The sequence below is a fragment of the Chromobacterium sp. LK1 genome (assembly GCF_001043555.1).
GTDB lineage: Bacteria > Pseudomonadota > Gammaproteobacteria > Burkholderiales > Chromobacteriaceae > Chromobacterium > Chromobacterium aquaticum.
The window spans coordinates 115,387-132,718 of the sequence record NZ_LDUI01000016.1; the positions used below are offsets into that span (position 1 = coordinate 115,387).

Sequence of the window (17,332 nt, forward strand, 5' to 3'; positions counted from 1 at the left end):
GGAATGTACAAGTGGTACATGAGCATTTCGAAGACGTTTTCAGCGCTGTATCGCCGGCGCGCAGCAGATCGTAAACAGGTTCTGAGCGGTCTTGCCAAGGGGGGAGCAACATGACACCGATTTCTACCGGGTCCGAATGGACCTTCGACCTGGTCGACGAATACGACCGGCAGATACGCACCATCGCGGTGGATGAATTCAAGCTGGATGTCTATCCCAATCAGCTGGAAGTCATCACCGCCGAGCAGATGATGGATGCCTACGCCTCGGTGGGCATGCCGGTCAATTACCATCACTGGAGCTACGGCAAGCATTTCGTCGCCACCGAGAAAAGCTATAAGCGGGGCCAGATGGGCCTGGCTTATGAGATCGTGATCAACTCCAATCCCTGCATCGCCTATCTGATGGAAGAAAACTCCATGACGATGCAGGCGCTGGTGATCGCCCACGCCGCTTACGGCCACAACAGCTTCTTCAAGGGCAATTACCTGTTCCGCGCCTGGACCGACGCCTCGGCCATCATCGACTATCTGGTGTTCGCCAAGAGCTATATCACCAAGTGCGAGGAGCGCTACGGCATAGACGCGGTGGAGGATTTGCTGGACAGCTGTCACGCGCTGATGAACTACGGCGTGGACCGCTACAAGCGGCCGCAAAAGCTGTCGCTGGCCAAGGAGCAGGCGCGTCAGGAAGAGCGCGAGCAATACCTGCAGACTCAGGTCAACGATTTGTGGCGCACCATTCCCAAGCGCGACAAGGACGGCAGCGACAAGGCGCCGCCGCGCTTTCCGCCGGAGCCGCAGGAAAACCTGCTCTACTTCATCGAGAAATCCGCGCCGCTGCTGGAGCCTTGGCAGCGCGAGGTGGTGCGCATCGTGCGCAAGGTGGCGCAGTATTTCTACCCGCAGCGCCAGACCCAGGTGATGAACGAGGGCTGGGCCACATTCTGGCATTACACCATTCTCAATCGTCTGTACGACAAGGGCATGGTCACCGACGGCTTCATGATGGAGTTTTTGCAGAGCCACACCAATGTGGTGTATCAGCCGCCGGTGACGGCGCGTTGGTACAACGGCATCAACCCATATGCGCTGGGTTTCTCCATGTATCAGGACATCAAGCGCATCTGCGAAGCCCCCACCGACGAGGACCGCGCCTGGTTCCCGGACCTGGCCGGCACGCCGTGGCGCGAGTCGCTGGAGTTCGCGATGAAGAACTTCAAGGACGAGAGCTTCATCTCGCAGTATCTGTCGCCCAAGCTGATTCGCGATTTCCGTCTGTTCTCCATCCGCGACGACGATCACGACGACAAGCTGGAGGTGTCCGCCATCCACGACGACATCGGCTACCGCGACATCCGCGGCAAGCTGGCCGAGCAGTACAACCTGGGGTCGCGCGAGCCCAATATTCAGGTATGGTCGGTCAATGTGCGCGGCGACCGCAGCCTGGTGCTGCGCCACACCATGCACAACCGCCGTCCGCTGGACGACAACAGCGCCAACGAGGTGCTCAAGCATGTGTGCCGGCTGTGGGGCTTCGATGTGCGGCTGGAGAGCGTGGACGGCAATGGCGACGTCAAGCAAAGTTACGAGATGAAATCCAATCTGGAAGCGGTGCGCATCTAGCCGCCGCGGCCGTGCTATAGTCGCAAACCCGGGCCCGCTGCCAAGCCGGCCCGGGTTTTTCATGCCGCCGGCCATTGCAACTTTCCCGGCCGGCCGGGTTCGAAACGATATTTCGCGCGCCAGCGCCGCCAGGGGAGACATCATGGACCAGCATTGCGATCATCAGCCGGCGGAACGCCTGCCCCGCGTGGGCGTGGCGCCGCTGCGGCCATTCGACCAGCCGGCTTTCGAGCAGGCGGTCACCGATTTGCTGCGCGCCTGCGGCTTCGAGCCGGCGGGGGATCCGCACCTGGGCAAGACCGCGGAGCGGGTCAGCGCTTTATGGCGCAACCGCCTGCTGGACGGTTACGCCGCCGATCCGCGCGAGGTGTTGGGTTGCGGCTTCGAGGACAGCTCCAGCGAGATGGTGATCATCAGCAATATCTCCATCCACAGCCTGTGTCCGCATCATCTGGTGCCGTTCGAGGGCATCGCCCATGTCGCCTATGTGCCGGGCGGCCGCCTGCACGGCTTCGGCCGCATCGCGCGGCTGATAGACGTGATTTCGCACCGGCTGACCTATCAGGAATGGATTTGCCAGGAGGTGGCGGATGCGCTGGTGCAGTACGGCATGGCCAAGGGCGCGGCCTGTGTGATTCAGGCCAAGCAGATGTGCTTGCAGCTGGGTGAAAACCGGCGCGGCGCGGAAGCGGTGATCACCCAGGGCTTCGCCGGCGCCATCAGCGAGGCGGACCGCAGCCGCTTCCTCAGCGAGTGCAAGCAGGCCACGCATCGCTGAGCGTGCTTAGAACCTGTTCAAAGTCTGCTACGCTTCGGCGATACGGCGTTGAAACCAAGCTCAAAATGCTCATGTACCACGTGTACATTCCGCTTTTTCACTCGTTTTCGCCTTGTCTCGCCCTTGCTCGCGAGACTTTAGAACAGGCTCTTAATCGCCGTGAGCGTGGGGCAGCGGCACGAAGGCGCGCAAGGCGTGTTCCTGGCTGCTGAGTTCCGCCAGCCGCACCCCGTAAACCGCTTCCAGTTTTTCCCGACGCATGATCTCGGAGGTGGGGCCGAAGCCGGCGGAGCGTCCCTCGTTCAGCAGCAGCACGCTGTCGGCGTGGCGCAGCGCCAGGTTCAGGTCGTGCACCACCGCCAGCGCGCCGATATTCAAGTCGCGGCAGATGCGGGTCACCTGGGCCAGCAGCGCGTCGGCCATCGCGAAATCCAGCGCGGCGGTGGGTTCGTCCAGCAAGAGATAGCGTTCCGTCGCCGTTGAGGCCAGCAGTTGGCACAGCGCGCGCGCCAGGTGGGCGCGCTGCTGTTCGCCGCCGGACAGGGTGTGCGCCTGGCGTTGCGCCAGCTCGGTGGTGCAGGTCAGTTCCATCGCCTGGCGGCAGGCGTCGTCGGCGCGGTCGGCGTCGGCCAGATAGGCGCCGGCCAGGATCAATTCCGCCGTTTTCCAGCCGGAAGGGGTCAAGGGGTTCTGTTCCATCACCGCGCGCTGGCGCGCCAGCTGCGCGGCGGATTGCCCCGTCAGCGGTCGGCCGGCCAATTCCACCGCGCCGGCGTTTGGCCGCCGCAAACCGGCCAGCAGGCTCAGCAAGCTGCTCTTGCCGGCGCCATTGGGGCCCAGCACTATGTTCAATTCGCCCGGGGCGACCTGAAGCGACACCTGTTCCACCAGGCTGCGGCCCTGCACGCTCAGGCCCAGCGCGCGCGCTTCAAGCATGCCATTCCTTTCCATTGCCCTGACGCAGCAGCCACAGGAAGAACGGCGCGCCGATCAGGCTGGTGATCACGCCCACCGGCAGTTCGCTGGGCGCCAGCAGGCTGCGCGCCAGCCAGTCGGAGGCGATGGCCAGCAGCGCGCCCAGCATCGGCGCGATCCACAGCAGCCGGCGCGCGTTGCCGCCCACCAATTGCCTTGCCAGGTGCGGGCCCATCAGGCCGATGAAACCTATCATGCCGCAGGCGGACACCACCAGGCCGGCGGCCAGGGCGGCCAGGATCACCACCTGCCATTCGCGGCGGCGCACTTCGAAGCCCAGGTGGAAGGCGGCGGTTTCGCCCAATTGCAGCGCGTTGAGAAAACGCCATTGCCGGTGCAGCGCCAGCCAGATCAGCGGCGCGGCAACGCACAGCAGCGCCGCCTGCGGCCAGTCCACGCTGGCGAAGCTGCCCATCAGCCAGAAAATCACCACGCGCAAGGAGCCGTCGGGCAGGGTGGTGATCAGCAGGGTCAGCAGGCTGCCCAGCAAGGAGCTGATGGCGAGACCGCTGAGGATCAGCCGGCTGCCGCCTTGCTGAGTCTGGCCCAGCAGGCGGATCAGCAATAAGGAGGACAAGCCGCCGGCGAAGGCGGAGGCGGACACCGCGTAGAGTCCGGCGCCCAGGCTCAGCGCGGCGGCCGCGGCCAGCGCGGCGCCGCTATTGATGCCGATCAGGCCGGGTTCGGCCAGCGGATTGCGAAAGCGCGCCTGCACCGCCGCGCCGGCGCTGGCCAGCAAGGCGCCGGCGCTGGCGCTGGCCAGCAGGCGCGGCAGCCGCAGCTGCCACAGCAATTGCCATTCCAGTTCCGGCAGCGCTTGGCCGGACAGCAGGCGGGATGCATCGATGCCGCTGCCGTGCAGCAGGGAGGCGAGGGAGAGTAGGAGCAAGCTGGCCGCGAGGACCAGCGTCAGCGGGAAGAGACGCATGGCAGGGAGGGCGGGGAGTGGCCTCCCCGCTGGCGCTCAGCGCAGGCCCAGCACATCCTGCATGTCGAACAGGCCCTTGGGTTTGCCGGCCAGCCAGCGCGCGGCGCGCACCGCGCCATTGGCGAAGGTGGCGCGGCTGGAGGCCTTGTGGCTGATTTCCACGCGTTCGCCTAGGGCGGCGAACAAGGCGGTGTGATCGCCGACCACATCGCCGCCGCGCACGGTGGCGAAGCCTATGGTTTGCGGATCGCGCTCGCCGGTCACGCCTTCACGGCCATAGACCGCGCATTCCTTCAGGTCGCGGCCCAGCGCGTCGGCGATGACTTCGCCCATGCGCAAGGCGGTGCCGGACGGCGCGTCCACCTTGTAGCGGTGGTGGGCTTCGATGATCTCGATGTCGTAGCCTTCGTTCAACACCCGCGCCGCCATGTCCAGCAGCTTGAAGGTGAGGTTGACGCCGATGCTGAAATTGGACGCGAACACGATGCCGATCTTGTCGCCGGCGGCGCGGATCGCGGCCTTGCCGGCTTCGTCGAAACCGGTGGTGCCGATGATCATCTGCACGCCGCGCTCGGCGCAGGCGGCCAGGTGTTGCAGCGTGCCTTCCGGGCGGGTGAAATCGATGACGGCGTCGGCGCCTTCCAGCGCCTGGGCGAAGTCGGTGCTGATCTTGACCCCGGTCTGCTGGCCGATGAACAGGCCGGCGTCCTGGCCGATGAATTCCGAACCGGCGCGCTCAACGGCGGCGTGCAGCGTCACGCCGGGGGTGCCCAGCGCCGCTTCGATCAGGGTCTTGCCCATGCGGCCGCCGGCGCCGACGATGACCAGCTTCAAGTCGCTCATGGCTTGACTTCCTGGGCCGGAGCGGAGGCTGCCAGCGCCGGGCGCTCGGCCGGCTGCGCCTGGCCTTCCACCCGTTCCAGCACGTCGCCATTGAAGTACACTGTCAGCAGACGGTTGCTTTCCTTGTCCAGCTTGCCCTGTTTGACATCGCGGTAGGAGTAGTCCCAGCGGTTGGCGTGGAAGGGGTCGGCCAGCAGCGGCGAACCCAGCAGGAAGCGTACTTGCGAGCGGGTCATGCCCGGCTTGAGTTTGGCAACGGCATCCTCTGTGACATAATTGCCCTGCTGGATTTCCATCTTGTGCGGGCTGAGCCAGTTCAGGGGATTCATCGAACTGCAGCCGGAGAGGGCAATGACGGCGGCAAAAATCAGGGCGCGCATGATACTCCGTGACCGAATAGTTATGAGGCTGTAATTAGGCAAAGCCGTGAAAAGGCTTTATCATGATCTGAAATCGACCCACTTTATATCACGATGAGCAAAGCCAGTCACCTTAAAGATATCGGCCTCAAGGCCACCGGCCCGCGTCTGAAAATCCTCGATTTGTTCGAAGAGGAGAACGCTGGCCACATGTCGGCGGAAGATGTCTACCGCAAGCTGCTTGCGGAGAATATCGACATCGGCCTTGCCACCATCTACCGCGTGCTGACCCAGTTCGAGCAGGCGGGCATTCTGGTGCGCCACCATTTCGAAACCGGCAAGGCGGTGTACGAGCTGAACCAGGGCGGCCATCATGATCATATGGTGTGCGTCAGCTGCGGCAAGGTGGTCGAGTTCTTCGATCCCGAGATCGAGGCGCTGCAGGACCGCATCGCCGAGCAGCACGGTTTCCGCATCGTCGATCACGCGCTGTATATGTACGGCGAGTGCCCGGACTGCCTCAACGCCAAGAAGGCATGATCCCCTGGCTCGGTCCTGAGCCGGTCTTCCCTCCGACGCGGCTGGCTCTGCGTGAACCCAACGGTTTGCTGGCCGCCGGAGGCGATCTGTCCCCGCAGCGCATTCTGGCTGCCTACTCCCAAGGCATTTTTCCCTGGTTTTCCGAAGGCGAGCCCATTCTGTGGTGGTCGCCGGCGCCGCGCATGGTGCTGTGTCCGGCCGAACTCAAGGTCAGCCGTTCCATGGACAAGGTGCTGCGCAATCAGCGCTATGAAATCCGCGTCGACACCGCCTTCCGCGAGGTGATGGCCGCCTGCGCCGAGCCGCGCGGCCAGCAGCAGGGCACCTGGATCGTGCCGGAAATGGTGGAGGCGTATTGTCGGCTGCATCAGCTGGGTTATGCTCATTCCTTCGAAACCTGGGTCGACGGCGAACTGGTCGGCGGCCTGTACGGCATCGGCCTGGGCTTGATGTTCTACGGCGAATCCATGTTCTCCCGCCGCAGCAACGCCTCCAAGCTGGCCTTCATCCACATGGTGCGTCACCTGCAGGCGCAGGGGGTGACGATGATAGATTGCCAGATGCACACCCGCCATTTGCAGAGCCTGGGCGCCAAGTTGGTTTCGCGTCAGACATTTCTTGCTACTCTAAAAGAGAATGCCCGACGGGCGCAGCCCGCCGCGATGTGGAACTACCGGTATAGCCATGAGCCATCGTGATCCCGGCCCGACTGTGGCCATCCATTTCTACGCCACCGCGCCCTATCCGTGCAGCTATCTGGCGGGGCGGCAGGCGCGCTCCCAGGTGGCGATCCCGGCCGAGGCGATCGATGGCGAGGTGTATAGCCAACTGGTGAAGCTGGGCTTCCGCCGCAGCGGTCTGTACACCTACCGGCCGTATTGCGATAGCTGCCAGGCCTGTGTGCCGGTGCGCATTCCGGTGGAGCGTTTCACGCCGGGACGCACTCAGCGCAAGGTGGCGCGCCGGCTGGAAGCGATGCAGGTGCGCTTGCTGCCGCTGGAGTTCGACGCCGAGCACTATGCGCTGTACCGCTGGTATCAGCAGTCGCGCCACGCCGGCGGTGGCATGTCCGACGACGATCCGCAGCAGTATTCGGAATTCATCCTGAAGAGCGGGGTGGATAGCATGCTGGCGGAGTTCCGCCTGGACGGCGAATTGAAGATGGTCAGCCTGATCGACCGCCTGGCCGACGGCCTGTCCGCGGTGTACACCTTTTATGATCCGGACGACGCCAAGTCTAGCCTGGGGGTGTTCAATGTGCTGTGGCAGGCGGAGCTGACGCAGCGGCTGGGCCTGCCTTATCTCTATCTGGGCTACTGGATACGCGAATGCCAGAAAATGTCCTACAAGGCGATGTACCAGCCCTTGCAGGCCTTGATGGATGGGCGCTGGGTGGAGCTGGCCAGGCCGCGGGAGGAGTAAGCGGGCAATGAAAAAGGCCGGGGTGACCCGGCCTTTTTAACTTGGGCTGCCGCTTGGCTTAGAACGGCACCACGCGGTCGTTGCCGCCGCCGGTCAGCACGCGCACGCGCTGGTTGGCGGAGAACGGAATGTCGGCTTCTTGCACGATGGAGATCATGCGGCCGGAACCGTCCAGTTTGACGGTGATTTCCAGCGCGTTCTTGGTCAGCCCGCGTTGAGCGGCCTGGGCGCCGAAGCCGCCGGCCAGCGCGCCGACGATGCCGCCGGCGATCTGGCCCTTGCCGCCGCCGATATTGCTGCCGGCCAGGCCGCCCAGCGCGGCGCCGCCCAGGGTCAGCAGCTCATTGTTGCTGCCTTCCATTTTCACGTTCTGCACCGAAACCACGGTGCCCAGCTGCACGGTCTGCGCCTGGCGCATCTGGCCCTTGGAGTAGACGGCGGCGGAGTCGGAGGTGGCGCAGCCGGTGAGAATGCCCGCGCCCAGCAGGGCGGCCACGGAAAGGCGGATCAGTTTGGTGTTCATATTAGAGAGTCCCATATTGTTCAGCGAGCCGACCGGCTCTTGCTCGCCCCAGCTTGCGCTCGGGCCGCATGGAGGCGGTCTTATTGTTTGGCGCGGATGGCGTTGGCGCATTCCGCTACCAGGGCCGGGCCTCGGTAGATCAGGCCGCTATAGACTTGCACCAGGCTGGCGCCGGCCTCTAGTTTTTCCACGGCATCTTGCCCAGACAGGATGCCGCCAACTCCTATGATAGGCAGGGCGCCGTCAAGTTCCTTGGCTAATTTGCGAATAACTGTTGTCGAACGTTCCTTGACCGGCGCGCCGGACAGGCCGCCGGCCTGTTCCGCCTGCGGATGGCCGGCCACTTCCGCGCGCGACAGCGTGGTATTGGTGGCGATGACGCCGTCGATGCGGTGCTCGGTCAGCAGGCGGGCGATGGCGGCGATCTGCTCGTCGTCCAGGTCCGGCGCGATCTTCAGCGCCAGCGGCACGTGGCGGCCGTGCTTGTCCGCCAGCGCCTGCTGTCTGTGCTTCAGCTGCGCCAGCAGGCGGCCCAGTTCGTCGCCTTCCTGCAATTGACGCAGGTTCTTGGTATTGGGCGAGGAGATATTGACGGTGACATAGCTGGCGTAGGCGTAAACCTTGTCTAGGCAGGCCAGGTAGTCGTCGGCGGCGTTTTCTATCGGGGTGGTGGCGTTCTTGCCGATATTGATGCCGAGCACGCCCTGGAATTTGCAGCGGCGCACATTGTCCAGCAGCGTGTCCACGCCCAGGTTGTTGAAGCCCATGCGATTGATGATGGCTTGATGCTCCGGCAGGCGGAACAGCCGCGGTTTGGGGTTGCCGGCCTGGGGGCGTGGGGTGACGGTGCCGATCTCGATGAAGCCGAAGCCCAGCGCGGCCAGCGCGTCGATATGCGCTCCATTCTTGTCCAGCCCGGCGGCGAGTCCCACCGCGTTGGGGAAGGTCAGGCCCATGACTTGCACCGGCTTGCGCGCGGCGCCGTGGCAGGCCAGCGTGCTCAGGCGCAGCTTGTGCGCCTGGTCCAGCATCGCCAGCGTCTGTTCGTGGGCGGTCTCTGCGTCAAAGCGGAACAGCAGCGGGCGCAGAAGCGAATAGAGCATCGTGTTTCTCCAGGCAGCAAAATGCCCGGCATTATAACCGGGCATGGGCGGGGCGGTTTAAAGAATCTGGCAGGCGTCGTCGAAGTCGAAGCGCGGCGAACGCGGGTAGAGCTTGTCGGCGGCGCCGTAGCCCAGGTTGACCAGGAAGTTGGACTTGAAGCGGCCGTCCGGGAAGAAGGCCTGGTCCACCGCGGCGTTGTCGAAGCCGGACATCGGGCCGCAGTCCAGCCCCAGCGAGCGCGCGGCCAGGATCAGGTAGCCGCCTTGCAAGCTGCTATTGCGCGCGGCGGTGGCCTGGATCGCGGCTTCATTGCCCTCGAACCAGCTTCGAGCGTCGGCGTGCGGGTAGAGCTTGGCCAGGTGTTCGTAGAAGCGCATGTCCTGGGCCACGATCACGCACACCGGGGCGGCCATGGTTTTTTCGACATTGCCTTCGGCCAGGCAGGGCTTGAGCTTGGCCTTGGCGGCGTCGCTCTGCACGAAGATGAAGCGCGCCGGCGAGCAGTTGGCGCTGGTGGGCGCCATCTTCAGCAGGTCGAACAGCTGGTGCAGGATTTCGGCGCTGACCGGGCGGTCTTGCCAGTGGCTGTGGGTGCGGGCGTTGAGGAACAGCTGTTCCAGCGCGGAGTGATGAATCGGGGTGCTCATATCGTGCTCCTCTCGAGGTGTGTTAGCGGCCGTTGGCCAGTGATGCGTCTTGTGGCGATAGCACTTCGGCGTCGCTCAGCCCGCTTGCCAGCACGGTGATGGCGACGCGGCGATTGCTGGCGCGTCCGTCGGCGGTGGCGTTGTCGCCTACCGGCAGGTTGGAGCCGCGGCCCACCGCCACCAGCCGTTCCGGCTTGATGCCATTCTCCTGGAACAGGCGCACCACGCTGCCGGCGCGCGAGGCGGACAGCTCCCAGTTGGACGGAAAATAGGAGTTGCGGATCGGTACGGTGTCGGTAAAGCCCTCGACCCGGATCGGGTTGTCCACCTTGGCCAGCTGCTGCGCCATATTGGCCATCAGCAGCCGCGATTGATCGTTGGGTTGGGCCTGACCGGTGGGAAACAGCGCGGTGTCGCGGATGTCGATGGTGACGCCCTTGCTGCTGTGGGTGATGGTGACCTGGCCGCTCTGTACCAGCGGGTCCATCACCTTGGCCAGGTCCTGGGTCAGTTGGCCCAGCCGGGCGTTTTCATCGCCCTGGCCGCCGCCGGGCTTGCTCTTGTTGCCGGCGGGCTCCCCCTTGACCGCCTTGGCGATGGGCTTGGTCTCGGGAATCTCTATCATGGTGTTGGCCCCGCCGCTGGGCGGGGTGGTGTTGATATTGATGGTGGAGCCGGAGCGGAAGGCATCGACGATGGCGGAGGACAGCACGCGGTACTTGCCCTCGTTGACCGAGGAGATCGCGTACATCACCACGAAGAAGGCGAACAGCAGGGTGATGAAGTCGGCGTAGGAAACCAGCCAACGTTCATGGTTCTCGTGCTCTTCTTCCTGCCGTCTTCTTCTGCGCGCCATGGTGTGCCTTGCCGGGTGGTCAGAACAGCTTGGTGTCGAACAGGCTTTTCACGCCGCCGGCGAATTCCACGCCGATCTTGCGCGCCACTCGGCTGGACAGATCGTCCTGCTGAGTATAGTCCACGGTTTTCTCCGCCTTGATCATGTCACGCGCCACCGAGCGCACCGTGCCCAAGCCATCGGCCAGGCCCAGCGGAATGCTCTTTTCGCCCAGCCAGACCATGCCGGAGAACAGTTGCGGGTCATTGGCCAGGCGTTGACCGCGGCCGGCCTTGACCGCCGCGATGAACTGGGCGTGGATGTCGTCCAGCAATTGCTGGCGGATGGCTTCCTGCTTGGGATTGACCGGGGAGAAGGGGTCGCCCATCGCCTTGTTCTCGCCGGAGGTGCGCAGGCGGCGGTCCACCCCCAGTTTTTCCATCGCGGCGGTGAAGCCGAAGCCGTCGGACAGCACGCCGATGGAGCCGACGATGCTGGCCTTGTCGACGAAGATCTTGTCGGCGGCGGCGGCGATGTAGTAGCAGCCGGACGCGCATACCTCGTTGACCACCACGTAGACCGGGATGGACGGATGCAGCTTCTTCTGGCGGCGGATTTCGTCATAGGCCATGCCGGACAGCACCGGGCTGCCGCCCGGGCTGTTGGCGTCGATGATGATGCCCTTGGTGTTCTTGTCGCCGTAGGCGTCGGCGAGCGCCTGGCTCAGTTTGTTGGCGGTGTCGCTCTGGCTGTCGATCACGCCTTCCAGCGTGATGACGGCGCTGTGGCCGGAGCCGGTGAGGCCGGCGGCGGCCTTGTCCTCGTTGCGCATGAACAGGCTGAACAGGATGAAGCCGATGATGATCAGCCAGATCATGCGGAAGAAAATCTTCCATTGCCGCGCGCGGCGTTGTTCCACCAGCGCGGCGCTGGCCAGTTTTTCCAGCAGTTGGCGCTCCCAATGATTGGAGTTGTCGCTCATTTATGTGGTGCTCCCTTGGTAATCCCTGAAGTTTAGCAAAGTTCAGGGGGCCGGGACATTGATGTAAATGCCGTCGTCCTGCTCGCTGACCGGTACCGCGATCAGGCGCTGGCCGCGGCAAGGGCCGGACACGCAGTAGCCGGTGTGCGCTTCGTAGCAGGCGCCGTGCATGCTGCACACCAGGTAGTGGCCGCTGAGGTCGAATACTTCGCCGTCGCGCAGGTCCAGTTCCACCGGGATGTGGCGGCAGGCGTTGACATAGGCGTAGACCTGGCCGCGGTAGCGCACGGCGAAGGCGGATAGCGGCGGCGCGCCATCCGCCTGTTCGATTTCAAAGCGCCAGGCGCGGCCGCCGTTTTGCAGATCGGCGGAGGCGCAGATCAGCCTAGCCTGGGTAGCAGCCATGCGCTCAGCTCGGCGTAGGAGTGGAATAGCGCCAGCGGCTGACAGCCTTCCAGGTGTTCGCTGTCGTGGGCGCCGAAGCTGACGCCCACGCCATGGCAGCCGGCGTTGTTGGCCATTAGCAGGTCATGGCTGGTGTCGCCTATCATCAGCGTGCGGCGCGGGTCCGCGCCCAGCGCCTCGGTCAGCGACAGCAGCATGTCCGGGTGTGGCTTGGAATGGCACTCGTCCACGGTGCGGGTGGCGTGGAACAGCGGACCAAGCCCGGTTTGCTCCAGCAGGCGGTTGAGGCCGGCGCGGCTGTTGCCGGTGGCCACCGCCAGGAAAACGCCGCTGGCGGCGATGGCGTTCAGGCAGTCCTCGGCGTCGTCGAACAGCGTCACCTGGTGCTGATTGGCGTGATAGTGATGGCGGAAGGCTTCGGTCAGTCGCGGCAGTTGCTCGGCGTCGGCGGCCGGGCAGGCCTGTTGCAGCGCTTCGGCCAGCCGCAGGCCGATGACGTGGCTGGCCTGCTCGCGGCTGGGGATGGGCAGGGACAGGTCGGCGCAAGCTTGCTGGATGGACTGGCTGATATGGGCGGTGGAGTCCATCAAGGTGCCGTCCCAGTCGAACACGACCAGATCGAAGCGAGTGTTCATCTCAAGACCTCAGGCTTTTCAGGAAGCGCTCCAGTTCCGCCGGCAGCGGCGCTTCCAGTTTCAACGGCTCGCCGGTCAGCGGGTGGGGCAGGGACAGGCTGCGCGCGTGCAGGAACATGCGCTTCAGCCCGCGCTTGGCCAGTTCCTTGTTCAGCGCGAAGTCGCCGTATTTTTCGTCGCCGGCGATCGCGCAGCCGTTGGCCTGCATGTGCACGCGGATCTGGTGGGTGCGGCCGGTGCGCAGGTGGGCTTCCACCAGCGTGAATTCCGCAAAGCGTTCCTTGATCGCGAAATTGGTGTGCGCGTACTGGCCGTTTTCGGCGTCGCTGACCCGCACGCGGCGTTCGCCGTCCGCGGTGTGGAACTTGAACAGCGGCAGTTTGACCTGGCGCGCGTCGTCCGGCCATTGGCCTATGCCCAGCGCCAGATAGCGCTTGTCCGGCACATTGGCGCGCATCATGTCGTGCAGCTTGGTCAGCGCGGAGCGCTTCTTGGCCAGCATCAGCAGGCCCGAGGTTTCGCGGTCCAGCCTGTGCACCAGTTCCAGGTAGCGCCAGTCCGGATGCGCTTGGCGCAGCTGTTCGATCACGCCGAAGGACACGCCACTGCCGCCGTGCACCGCCACGCCGGCCGGCTTGTCTATCACCAGCAGCGCGTTGTCTTCGTACACCACCGGGAAGGTGGCGGCCGGCACGTTCTTCTCCGCGCGCTCGGCGACGCGTATCGGCGGGATGCGCAGTTCGTCGCCGGCCTGTACCCGGTAGGCGGCGTCAATGCGGCCCTTGTTCACGCGCACTTCGCCGGAGCGCAGAATGCGGTAGATATGGCTTTTGGGCACGCCTTTGAGCAGGCGCACCAGGTAGTTGTCTATGCGTTGGCCGGCGTCGCTGTCGTCCACTTGGACGAAGGAGACGGAATCTTTGCGAATGTCTGTCATATTGCTTATACTTCTGGCGCTGTCCTCATGGTGTGTTGCACCGGGATGACGGCAAAATGTCAAGCCAAGGTCACGGCATGTTGCGTGGCGCTGCTGCATGAAGTCGGAGTCGGCCGGCAGGGATTTACAGACCCTGACCTGATGCCGCCGCGACATTTGCAGCCAAGGTTAACTCGCTCACCGAAAAGCAGCGATGGTAATGCATTTGTACGCATAACGCACTCACGAGTATTCCATTTCCTGATGCTAAGCCAGTCAGGAAATTTTGCAGCGAAGTTTGACCCGGCATGCTAGCCCCCCTGTACTGTATGTCCTGCCCTCGAGGTAGGCCGGTGATCCCGGAGCGCCAATTGCGCACATGAGTCAGGTCTGCGTGTGATCGATTTTCAGGAAGTAGGCTTGTCAAAACTGTTTTTTTCGATCTTTACATCGACACTTCTTTCGGAAAGCGCCCATCAATAGTCACTGGGCCGTCAAATACTGGCTGCATCCCTTGCGTGAGTGCTGCGCAAGGAATGTAAATGAAACGCATGTTGTTCAACGCAACGCAGGCCGAAGAGCTTCGCGTTGCTATTGTCGATGGGCAAAAGCTCGTCGACCTTGATATCGAGACCGTAGGCAAGGAACAGCGCAAGGGGAATATCTATAAGGGTGTGATTACCCGTATCGAGCCCTCCCTTGAGGCTTGTTTCGTCGATTACGGCACCGAACGCCACGGCTTCCTGCCGTTCAAAGAGGTCTCCCGCTCCTATTTCCAGGGCTATGACGGCGGCCGCCCGCGCATTCAGGATGTGCTGCGCGAAGGCATGGAAGTCATCGTCCAGGTGGAAAAAGACGAGCGCGGCAACAAGGGCGCGGCGCTGACCACCTATATCAGCCTGGCCGGTCGTTATCTGGTGCTGATGCCCAACAACCCGCGCGGCGGCGGCGTGTCGCGTCGCATCGAGGGCGAGGAGCGTCAGGAGCTGAAGGATCTGCTGTCGCAGCTGGAAGTGCCGCACGGCATGAGCTTGATCGCTCGCACCGCCGGCATCGGCCGCAATCTGGAAGAGCTGCAGTGGGATCTGGGTTACCTGATGCAACTGTGGCGCGCGATTGAAGGCGCCGCCGGCGCTCAGAACGCGCCGTTCCTGATTCTGCAGGAAGGTAGCCTGGTGATTCGCGCCATTCGCGATTATTTCCATCCGGACATCGGCGAAGTGCTGATCGACACCGAGGAAATCTACGACCAGGCCCGTCAGTTCATGAGCCATGTGATGCCCAACATGCTGTCGCGTGTGAAGCTGTACAAGGATCATGTGCCGCTGTTCTCCCGTTTCCAGATCGAACACCAGATCGAAACCGCCTTCGCCCGCAGCGTGCAGCTGCCGTCCGGCGGCGCCATCGTGATCGATCATACCGAAGCGCTGGTTTCCATCGACGTCAACTCCGCGCGCGCCACCAAGGGCGCCGACATCGAGGAAACCGCCGTCAAGACCAACCTGGAGGCGGCGGAGGAAATCGCCCGCCAGCTGCGCTTGCGCGACCTGGGCGGCCTGGTGGTGATCGACTTCATCGACATGGAAAGCGCCAAGAATCAGCGCGACGTGGAAAACCGCCTGCGCGACGTGCTCAAGCATGACCGCGCTCGCGTGCAGATGGGCAAGCTGTCCCGTTTCGGCCTGCTGGAATTGTCGCGTCAGCGTCTGCAGCCCAGCCTGGGCGAAACCAGCCACGAAACCTGCCCGCGCTGTCACGGCATCGGATTCATCCGCGGCACTGAATCCTCCGCGCTGCACATCCTGCGCATCATCCAGGAAGAGGCGATGAAGGAAAACACCGGCGCGGTTCACGCGCAGGTGCCGGTGGACGTGGCCACCTTCCTGCTCAACGAAAAGCGTTCCGAGATCCATTCGATCGAAGAGCGTTTGGACGTGGACGTGGTGCTGATCCCGAACATCCATCTGGAAACCCCGCATTACAAGATCGTGCGCGTGCGTCACGACGATCTGGCCGAAGCCGGCGAAGCGCCGAGCTACAAGCGCGTGGAAGTGCAGGAAGAAGACGTGATCACCAACTTCGGCCATGAAAAGCCGAAGCTGGAACGCCAGGAAGCCGCGGTGAAAGGCATTACACCGCAGCAGCCGGCGCCGTCGGTGGAGGCCAAGGTGGCCGCGCCGGAACCGAGCTTGTTCGGCAAGCTGGGTTCCTGGATCAAGAGCCTGTTCGCCGAGCCGGAAGCGGTGGCTCAGCCGGTGGAGAAGAAAAAGCCGGCGGCTCAGTCGCAGCAGCGCGGCAACCGCCAGCGCAATGGCGAACGTCGTCCGGGTGGTCAGGCGCGTCGCGAGCATGAGCAGCGTCGTCAGGGCTCGGACGAGGCCAAGCCGCGCCGCCCCGATCGCGCCGAGCGTCAGGACGGCGAGCGTCAGGAACGCCAGGAGCGTCCGGAGCGCAAGGAGCAGCCGCAGCGCGAGGAGCGCCAGGAGCGTGGCGAGCAGCCGCGCAATGGCCGCCGCCGCGAGCGCGATAATGGCCGTGAGGGCCGCGAAGGCCGTGAAGTTCGCGAGACCCGTGAACTGAAGGACGCGCCGCGTCAGCAGCAGCCGCGTGAAGAAGCGCCGCAGGAACGTCCGGAGAAGCTGGAAAAGCCGGAGCGCCAGCAGCAGGAGCCGCGTCGTCGCCCGGCGCCGCAAGTGGAAGAGCCGGCCTTGGAGCAGGGCAAGCCGCTTGAGGAAGTGCGCGCCGATGCCGACGCTGAGCAGCAGGAGCGCAATGAGCGTCGTCGTCGTCGCAGCCGTCGTGACCGTCGTCGCGATGAGCCGGCGGCTCAAGAAGGCGCGGCCGAGGCTGGTGCCGTGGAAGCCGGCGTTGCCGAAGCCGCTGTGCCGGCCGTGGCCGCGCTTGCCGTGACGGCCGCCGTGGTTGCGGTGGAAGAAGCCGCGCCGGAAGCGCCGGCCGAGGTGGTGGAGCCGGTTGTGGTCGTGCCGCTGGAAACGGTGGCGGAAGCGCCGGTCGCAGCCGAGGTTGAAGCGCCGCAAGCGTTTGCCGTCGAGCCGACCCCGGCTGTTGCCGAAGCGCAGCCGGAGGTGGCCGCTGTTGTTGTCGAGCCGCAGCAGGAAGTGGCGGCTGAGGTGGTACAGGAGCAGCCGCTGGTCGAGAGCGTGGTCGAAGCCGAGCCGGTGGCGCAGCCTGTGTCCGAGCCGATGCTGGCGGTTGTGTCCGAGCCGCAGCCGGTGGTGGAAGAAGCCGCCGTCGAAGCGCCGGCCGTGGAACCGGCTCCGGTTCAGGTCGAAGCCAAGCCGGTGCAGCTTGAAACCCGCGCCGAGCCGGCGGATCTGGGCGGTCTGGTGATGATATCCACCAAGGCCGTGGCCGAAGTGCCGGTGGCGCAAGAGCCGGCATTGCAGCAAGGTCCGCGTCGCCGCGATGTTACGCGTCAGGCTCAGCAAGATGCGGCTCCGGCTGCGCTGGTGCAGGTGGAAACGCGCAATCCGTGATTGCGCTAATGCCTGGGGCGCGAAGTTTTCGCGCCCCAGGCGTTGACGCTGTTTTGGCGCTGGGGTAATATACCCCTCTCTCGCAAGAGATGTTCCCTGATAGCTCAGTTGGTAGAGCGACGGACTGTTAATCCGCAGGTCGCAGGTTCGAGCCCTGCTCGGGGAGCCAAGATTCGAAGGCCACGCATCGCGTGGCCTTTTTGCATTTCCTTTTCGCGCGCACGCGCAACGCCAGCGGGTCTGGCGTCCTTTTCGCTCTCATCTAGGCTGGCTCGGCTTGCGGGGTCGAGGGCGGGCTCTAAGAACCTGTTTACGATC

Annotated in this window: 18 protein-coding genes and 1 tRNA gene; 7 read left to right on the top strand and 12 right to left on the bottom strand. The window is 64.2% G+C overall.

Annotation, left to right across the window (positions count from 1 at the left end):
• The first annotated feature begins 110 nt into the window (after positions 1 to 110).
• Together VI26_RS07925 and folE are read left to right on the top strand one after the other, a co-directional pair.
• On the top strand, positions 111 to 1,625 hold the full coding sequence (locus tag VI26_RS07925; RefSeq protein ID WP_048409198.1) for a SpoVR family protein: 1,515 nt from the start codon (positions 111 to 113) through the stop codon (positions 1,623 to 1,625).
• 142 nt (positions 1,626 to 1,767) lie between these two features.
• Positions 1,768 to 2,403, top strand: coding sequence for a GTP cyclohydrolase I FolE (gene folE, locus VI26_RS07930; protein ID WP_048409199.1), 636 nt, complete (start codon positions 1,768 to 1,770; stop codon positions 2,401 to 2,403).
• Between the two features lie 150 nt (positions 2,404 to 2,553).
• Here the strand turns inward: folE and VI26_RS07935 are convergent, their stop codons facing one another.
• The 4 genes from VI26_RS07935 to VI26_RS07950 all read right to left on the bottom strand — a co-directional run bounded on the left by VI26_RS07935 (position 2,554) and on the right by VI26_RS07950 (position 5,529).
• Positions 2,554 to 3,339 carry an ATP-binding cassette domain-containing protein gene (locus VI26_RS07935; RefSeq protein ID WP_048409200.1) on the bottom strand — a complete coding sequence of 262 codons (786 nt, stop codon included), beginning with the start codon at positions 3,337 to 3,339 and terminating at the stop codon, positions 2,554 to 2,556.
• The gene (locus VI26_RS07940; protein ID WP_197081420.1) at positions 3,332 to 4,267 is read right to left on the bottom strand and encodes an iron ABC transporter permease; all 936 of its coding nucleotides are present in this window, start codon (positions 4,265 to 4,267) and stop codon (positions 3,332 to 3,334) included. Before VI26_RS07940 ends, VI26_RS07935 begins: the two co-directional genes overlap by 8 nt.
• Before the next feature lie 75 nt (positions 4,268 to 4,342).
• On the bottom strand, positions 4,343 to 5,149 hold the full coding sequence (gene dapB, locus VI26_RS07945) for a 4-hydroxy-tetrahydrodipicolinate reductase (protein WP_048409202.1): 807 nt from the start codon (positions 5,147 to 5,149) through the stop codon (positions 4,343 to 4,345).
• Positions 5,146 to 5,529 carry an outer membrane protein assembly factor BamE gene (locus VI26_RS07950; protein WP_048409203.1) on the bottom strand — a complete coding sequence of 128 codons (384 nt, stop codon included), beginning with the start codon at positions 5,527 to 5,529 and terminating at the stop codon, positions 5,146 to 5,148. Before VI26_RS07950 ends, dapB begins: the two co-directional genes overlap by 4 nt.
• Before the next feature lie 93 nt (positions 5,530 to 5,622).
• On the opposite strand from VI26_RS07950, the gene fur reads away from it, so the two are divergent.
• The 3 genes from fur to VI26_RS07965 are packed head-to-tail and all read left to right on the top strand — an operon-like array spanning position 5,623 to position 7,470.
• Positions 5,623 to 6,048 (top strand): ferric iron uptake transcriptional regulator, encoded by a 426-nt coding sequence (gene fur, locus VI26_RS07955; protein WP_048409204.1) that lies wholly within the window; start codon positions 5,623 to 5,625, stop codon positions 6,046 to 6,048.
• Positions 6,045 to 6,746, top strand: a complete 702-nt coding sequence (gene aat / locus VI26_RS07960; protein WP_048409205.1) for a leucyl/phenylalanyl-tRNA--protein transferase — start codon at positions 6,045 to 6,047, stop codon at positions 6,744 to 6,746. The genes fur and aat overlap by 4 nt, the downstream gene beginning before the upstream one ends.
• The gene (locus VI26_RS07965; protein ID WP_048409206.1) at positions 6,733 to 7,470 is read left to right on the top strand and encodes an arginyltransferase; all 738 of its coding nucleotides are present in this window, start codon (positions 6,733 to 6,735) and stop codon (positions 7,468 to 7,470) included. Before aat ends, VI26_RS07965 begins: the two co-directional genes overlap by 14 nt.
• A 58-nt stretch (positions 7,471 to 7,528) precedes the next feature.
• Here VI26_RS07965 and VI26_RS07970 read toward each other — a convergent pair whose 3' ends face one another.
• From VI26_RS07970 to VI26_RS08005, 8 genes are all read right to left on the bottom strand, one after another.
• Entirely contained in the window at positions 7,529 to 7,993 is a 465-nt protein-coding gene (locus VI26_RS07970; protein ID WP_048409207.1) for a glycine zipper 2TM domain-containing protein, read from the bottom strand.
• 80 nt (positions 7,994 to 8,073) lie between these two features.
• Entirely contained in the window at positions 8,074 to 9,096 is a 1,023-nt protein-coding gene (locus VI26_RS07975) for a quinone-dependent dihydroorotate dehydrogenase (protein ID WP_048409208.1), read from the bottom strand.
• Between the two features lie 57 nt (positions 9,097 to 9,153).
• Positions 9,154 to 9,744 (bottom strand): malonic semialdehyde reductase, encoded by a 591-nt coding sequence (locus tag VI26_RS07980; protein WP_048409209.1) that lies wholly within the window; start codon positions 9,742 to 9,744, stop codon positions 9,154 to 9,156.
• 22 nt (positions 9,745 to 9,766) lie between these two features.
• Positions 9,767 to 10,600, bottom strand: a complete 834-nt coding sequence (gene motD, locus VI26_RS07985; RefSeq protein ID WP_048409210.1) for a flagellar motor protein MotD — start codon at positions 10,598 to 10,600, stop codon at positions 9,767 to 9,769.
• Positions 10,601 to 10,619: 19 nt separating this feature from the next.
• A complete protein-coding gene (locus tag VI26_RS07990; RefSeq protein ID WP_048409211.1) occupies positions 10,620 to 11,561 on the bottom strand; it encodes a S49 family peptidase in 942 nt (313 codons plus the stop codon).
• 42 nt (positions 11,562 to 11,603) lie between these two features.
• Positions 11,604 to 11,966: a Rieske 2Fe-2S domain-containing protein gene (locus VI26_RS07995; protein WP_048409212.1), complete on the bottom strand. Its 363-nt coding sequence runs from the start codon at positions 11,964 to 11,966 to the stop codon at positions 11,604 to 11,606.
• Positions 11,942 to 12,601 (bottom strand): HAD-IA family hydrolase, encoded by a 660-nt coding sequence (locus VI26_RS08000; RefSeq protein WP_048409213.1) that lies wholly within the window; start codon positions 12,599 to 12,601, stop codon positions 11,942 to 11,944. The genes VI26_RS07995 and VI26_RS08000 overlap by 25 nt, the downstream gene beginning before the upstream one ends.
• A 1-nt stretch (position 12,602) precedes the next feature.
• Positions 12,603 to 13,538 (bottom strand): RluA family pseudouridine synthase, encoded by a 936-nt coding sequence (locus VI26_RS08005; protein ID WP_048409214.1) that lies wholly within the window; start codon positions 13,536 to 13,538, stop codon positions 12,603 to 12,605.
• Between the two features lie 521 nt (positions 13,539 to 14,059).
• Here VI26_RS08005 and VI26_RS08010 point away from each other — a divergent pair.
• Together VI26_RS08010 and VI26_RS08015 are read left to right on the top strand one after the other, a co-directional pair.
• The gene (locus VI26_RS08010; protein ID WP_048409215.1) at positions 14,060 to 17,014 is read left to right on the top strand and encodes an Rne/Rng family ribonuclease; all 2,955 of its coding nucleotides are present in this window, start codon (positions 14,060 to 14,062) and stop codon (positions 17,012 to 17,014) included.
• A gap of 93 nt (positions 17,015 to 17,107) precedes the next feature.
• Positions 17,108 to 17,183, top strand: a tRNA-Asn gene (locus VI26_RS08015).
• Positions 17,184 to 17,332: the final 149 nt, after the last annotated feature.

What these genes read in the sequence shown, in the direction of transcription:
- VI26_RS07925 (WP_048409198.1), top strand. Translation starts at nt 111, where the DNA reads ATGACACCGATTTCTACCGGGTCCGAATGGACCTTCGACCTGGTCGAC.
- VI26_RS07965 (WP_048409206.1), top strand. Translation starts at nt 6,733, where the DNA reads ATGAGCCATCGTGATCCCGGCCCGACTGTGGCCATCCATTTCTACGCC.
- VI26_RS07970 (WP_048409207.1), bottom strand. Translation starts at nt 7,993, where the DNA reads ATGAACACCAAACTGATCCGCCTTTCCGTGGCCGCCCTGCTGGGCGCG.
- VI26_RS07975 (WP_048409208.1), bottom strand. Translation starts at nt 9,096, where the DNA reads ATGCTCTATTCGCTTCTGCGCCCGCTGCTGTTCCGCTTTGACGCAGAG.
- VI26_RS07990 (WP_048409211.1), bottom strand. Translation starts at nt 11,561, where the DNA reads ATGAGCGACAACTCCAATCATTGGGAGCGCCAACTGCTGGAAAAACTG.
- VI26_RS08000 (WP_048409213.1), bottom strand. Translation starts at nt 12,601, where the DNA reads ATGAACACTCGCTTCGATCTGGTCGTGTTCGACTGGGACGGCACCTTG.
- VI26_RS07935 (WP_048409200.1), bottom strand. Translation starts at nt 3,339, where the DNA reads ATGCTTGAAGCGCGCGCGCTGGGCCTGAGCGTGCAGGGCCGCAGCCTG.
- motD (WP_048409210.1), bottom strand. Translation starts at nt 10,600, where the DNA reads ATGGCGCGCAGAAGAAGACGGCAGGAAGAAGAGCACGAGAACCATGAA.
- VI26_RS08005 (WP_048409214.1), bottom strand. Translation starts at nt 13,538, where the DNA reads ATGACAGACATTCGCAAAGATTCCGTCTCCTTCGTCCAAGTGGACGAC.
- VI26_RS08010 (WP_048409215.1), top strand. Translation starts at nt 14,060, where the DNA reads ATGAAACGCATGTTGTTCAACGCAACGCAGGCCGAAGAGCTTCGCGTT.
- folE (WP_048409199.1), top strand. Translation starts at nt 1,768, where the DNA reads ATGGACCAGCATTGCGATCATCAGCCGGCGGAACGCCTGCCCCGCGTG.
- aat (WP_048409205.1), top strand. Translation starts at nt 6,045, where the DNA reads ATGATCCCCTGGCTCGGTCCTGAGCCGGTCTTCCCTCCGACGCGGCTG.
- dapB (WP_048409202.1), bottom strand. Translation starts at nt 5,149, where the DNA reads ATGAGCGACTTGAAGCTGGTCATCGTCGGCGCCGGCGGCCGCATGGGC.
- VI26_RS07980 (WP_048409209.1), bottom strand. Translation starts at nt 9,744, where the DNA reads ATGAGCACCCCGATTCATCACTCCGCGCTGGAACAGCTGTTCCTCAAC.
- VI26_RS07995 (WP_048409212.1), bottom strand. Translation starts at nt 11,966, where the DNA reads ATGGCTGCTACCCAGGCTAGGCTGATCTGCGCCTCCGCCGATCTGCAA.
- fur (WP_048409204.1), top strand. Translation starts at nt 5,623, where the DNA reads ATGAGCAAAGCCAGTCACCTTAAAGATATCGGCCTCAAGGCCACCGGC.
- VI26_RS07950 (WP_048409203.1), bottom strand. Translation starts at nt 5,529, where the DNA reads ATGCGCGCCCTGATTTTTGCCGCCGTCATTGCCCTCTCCGGCTGCAGT.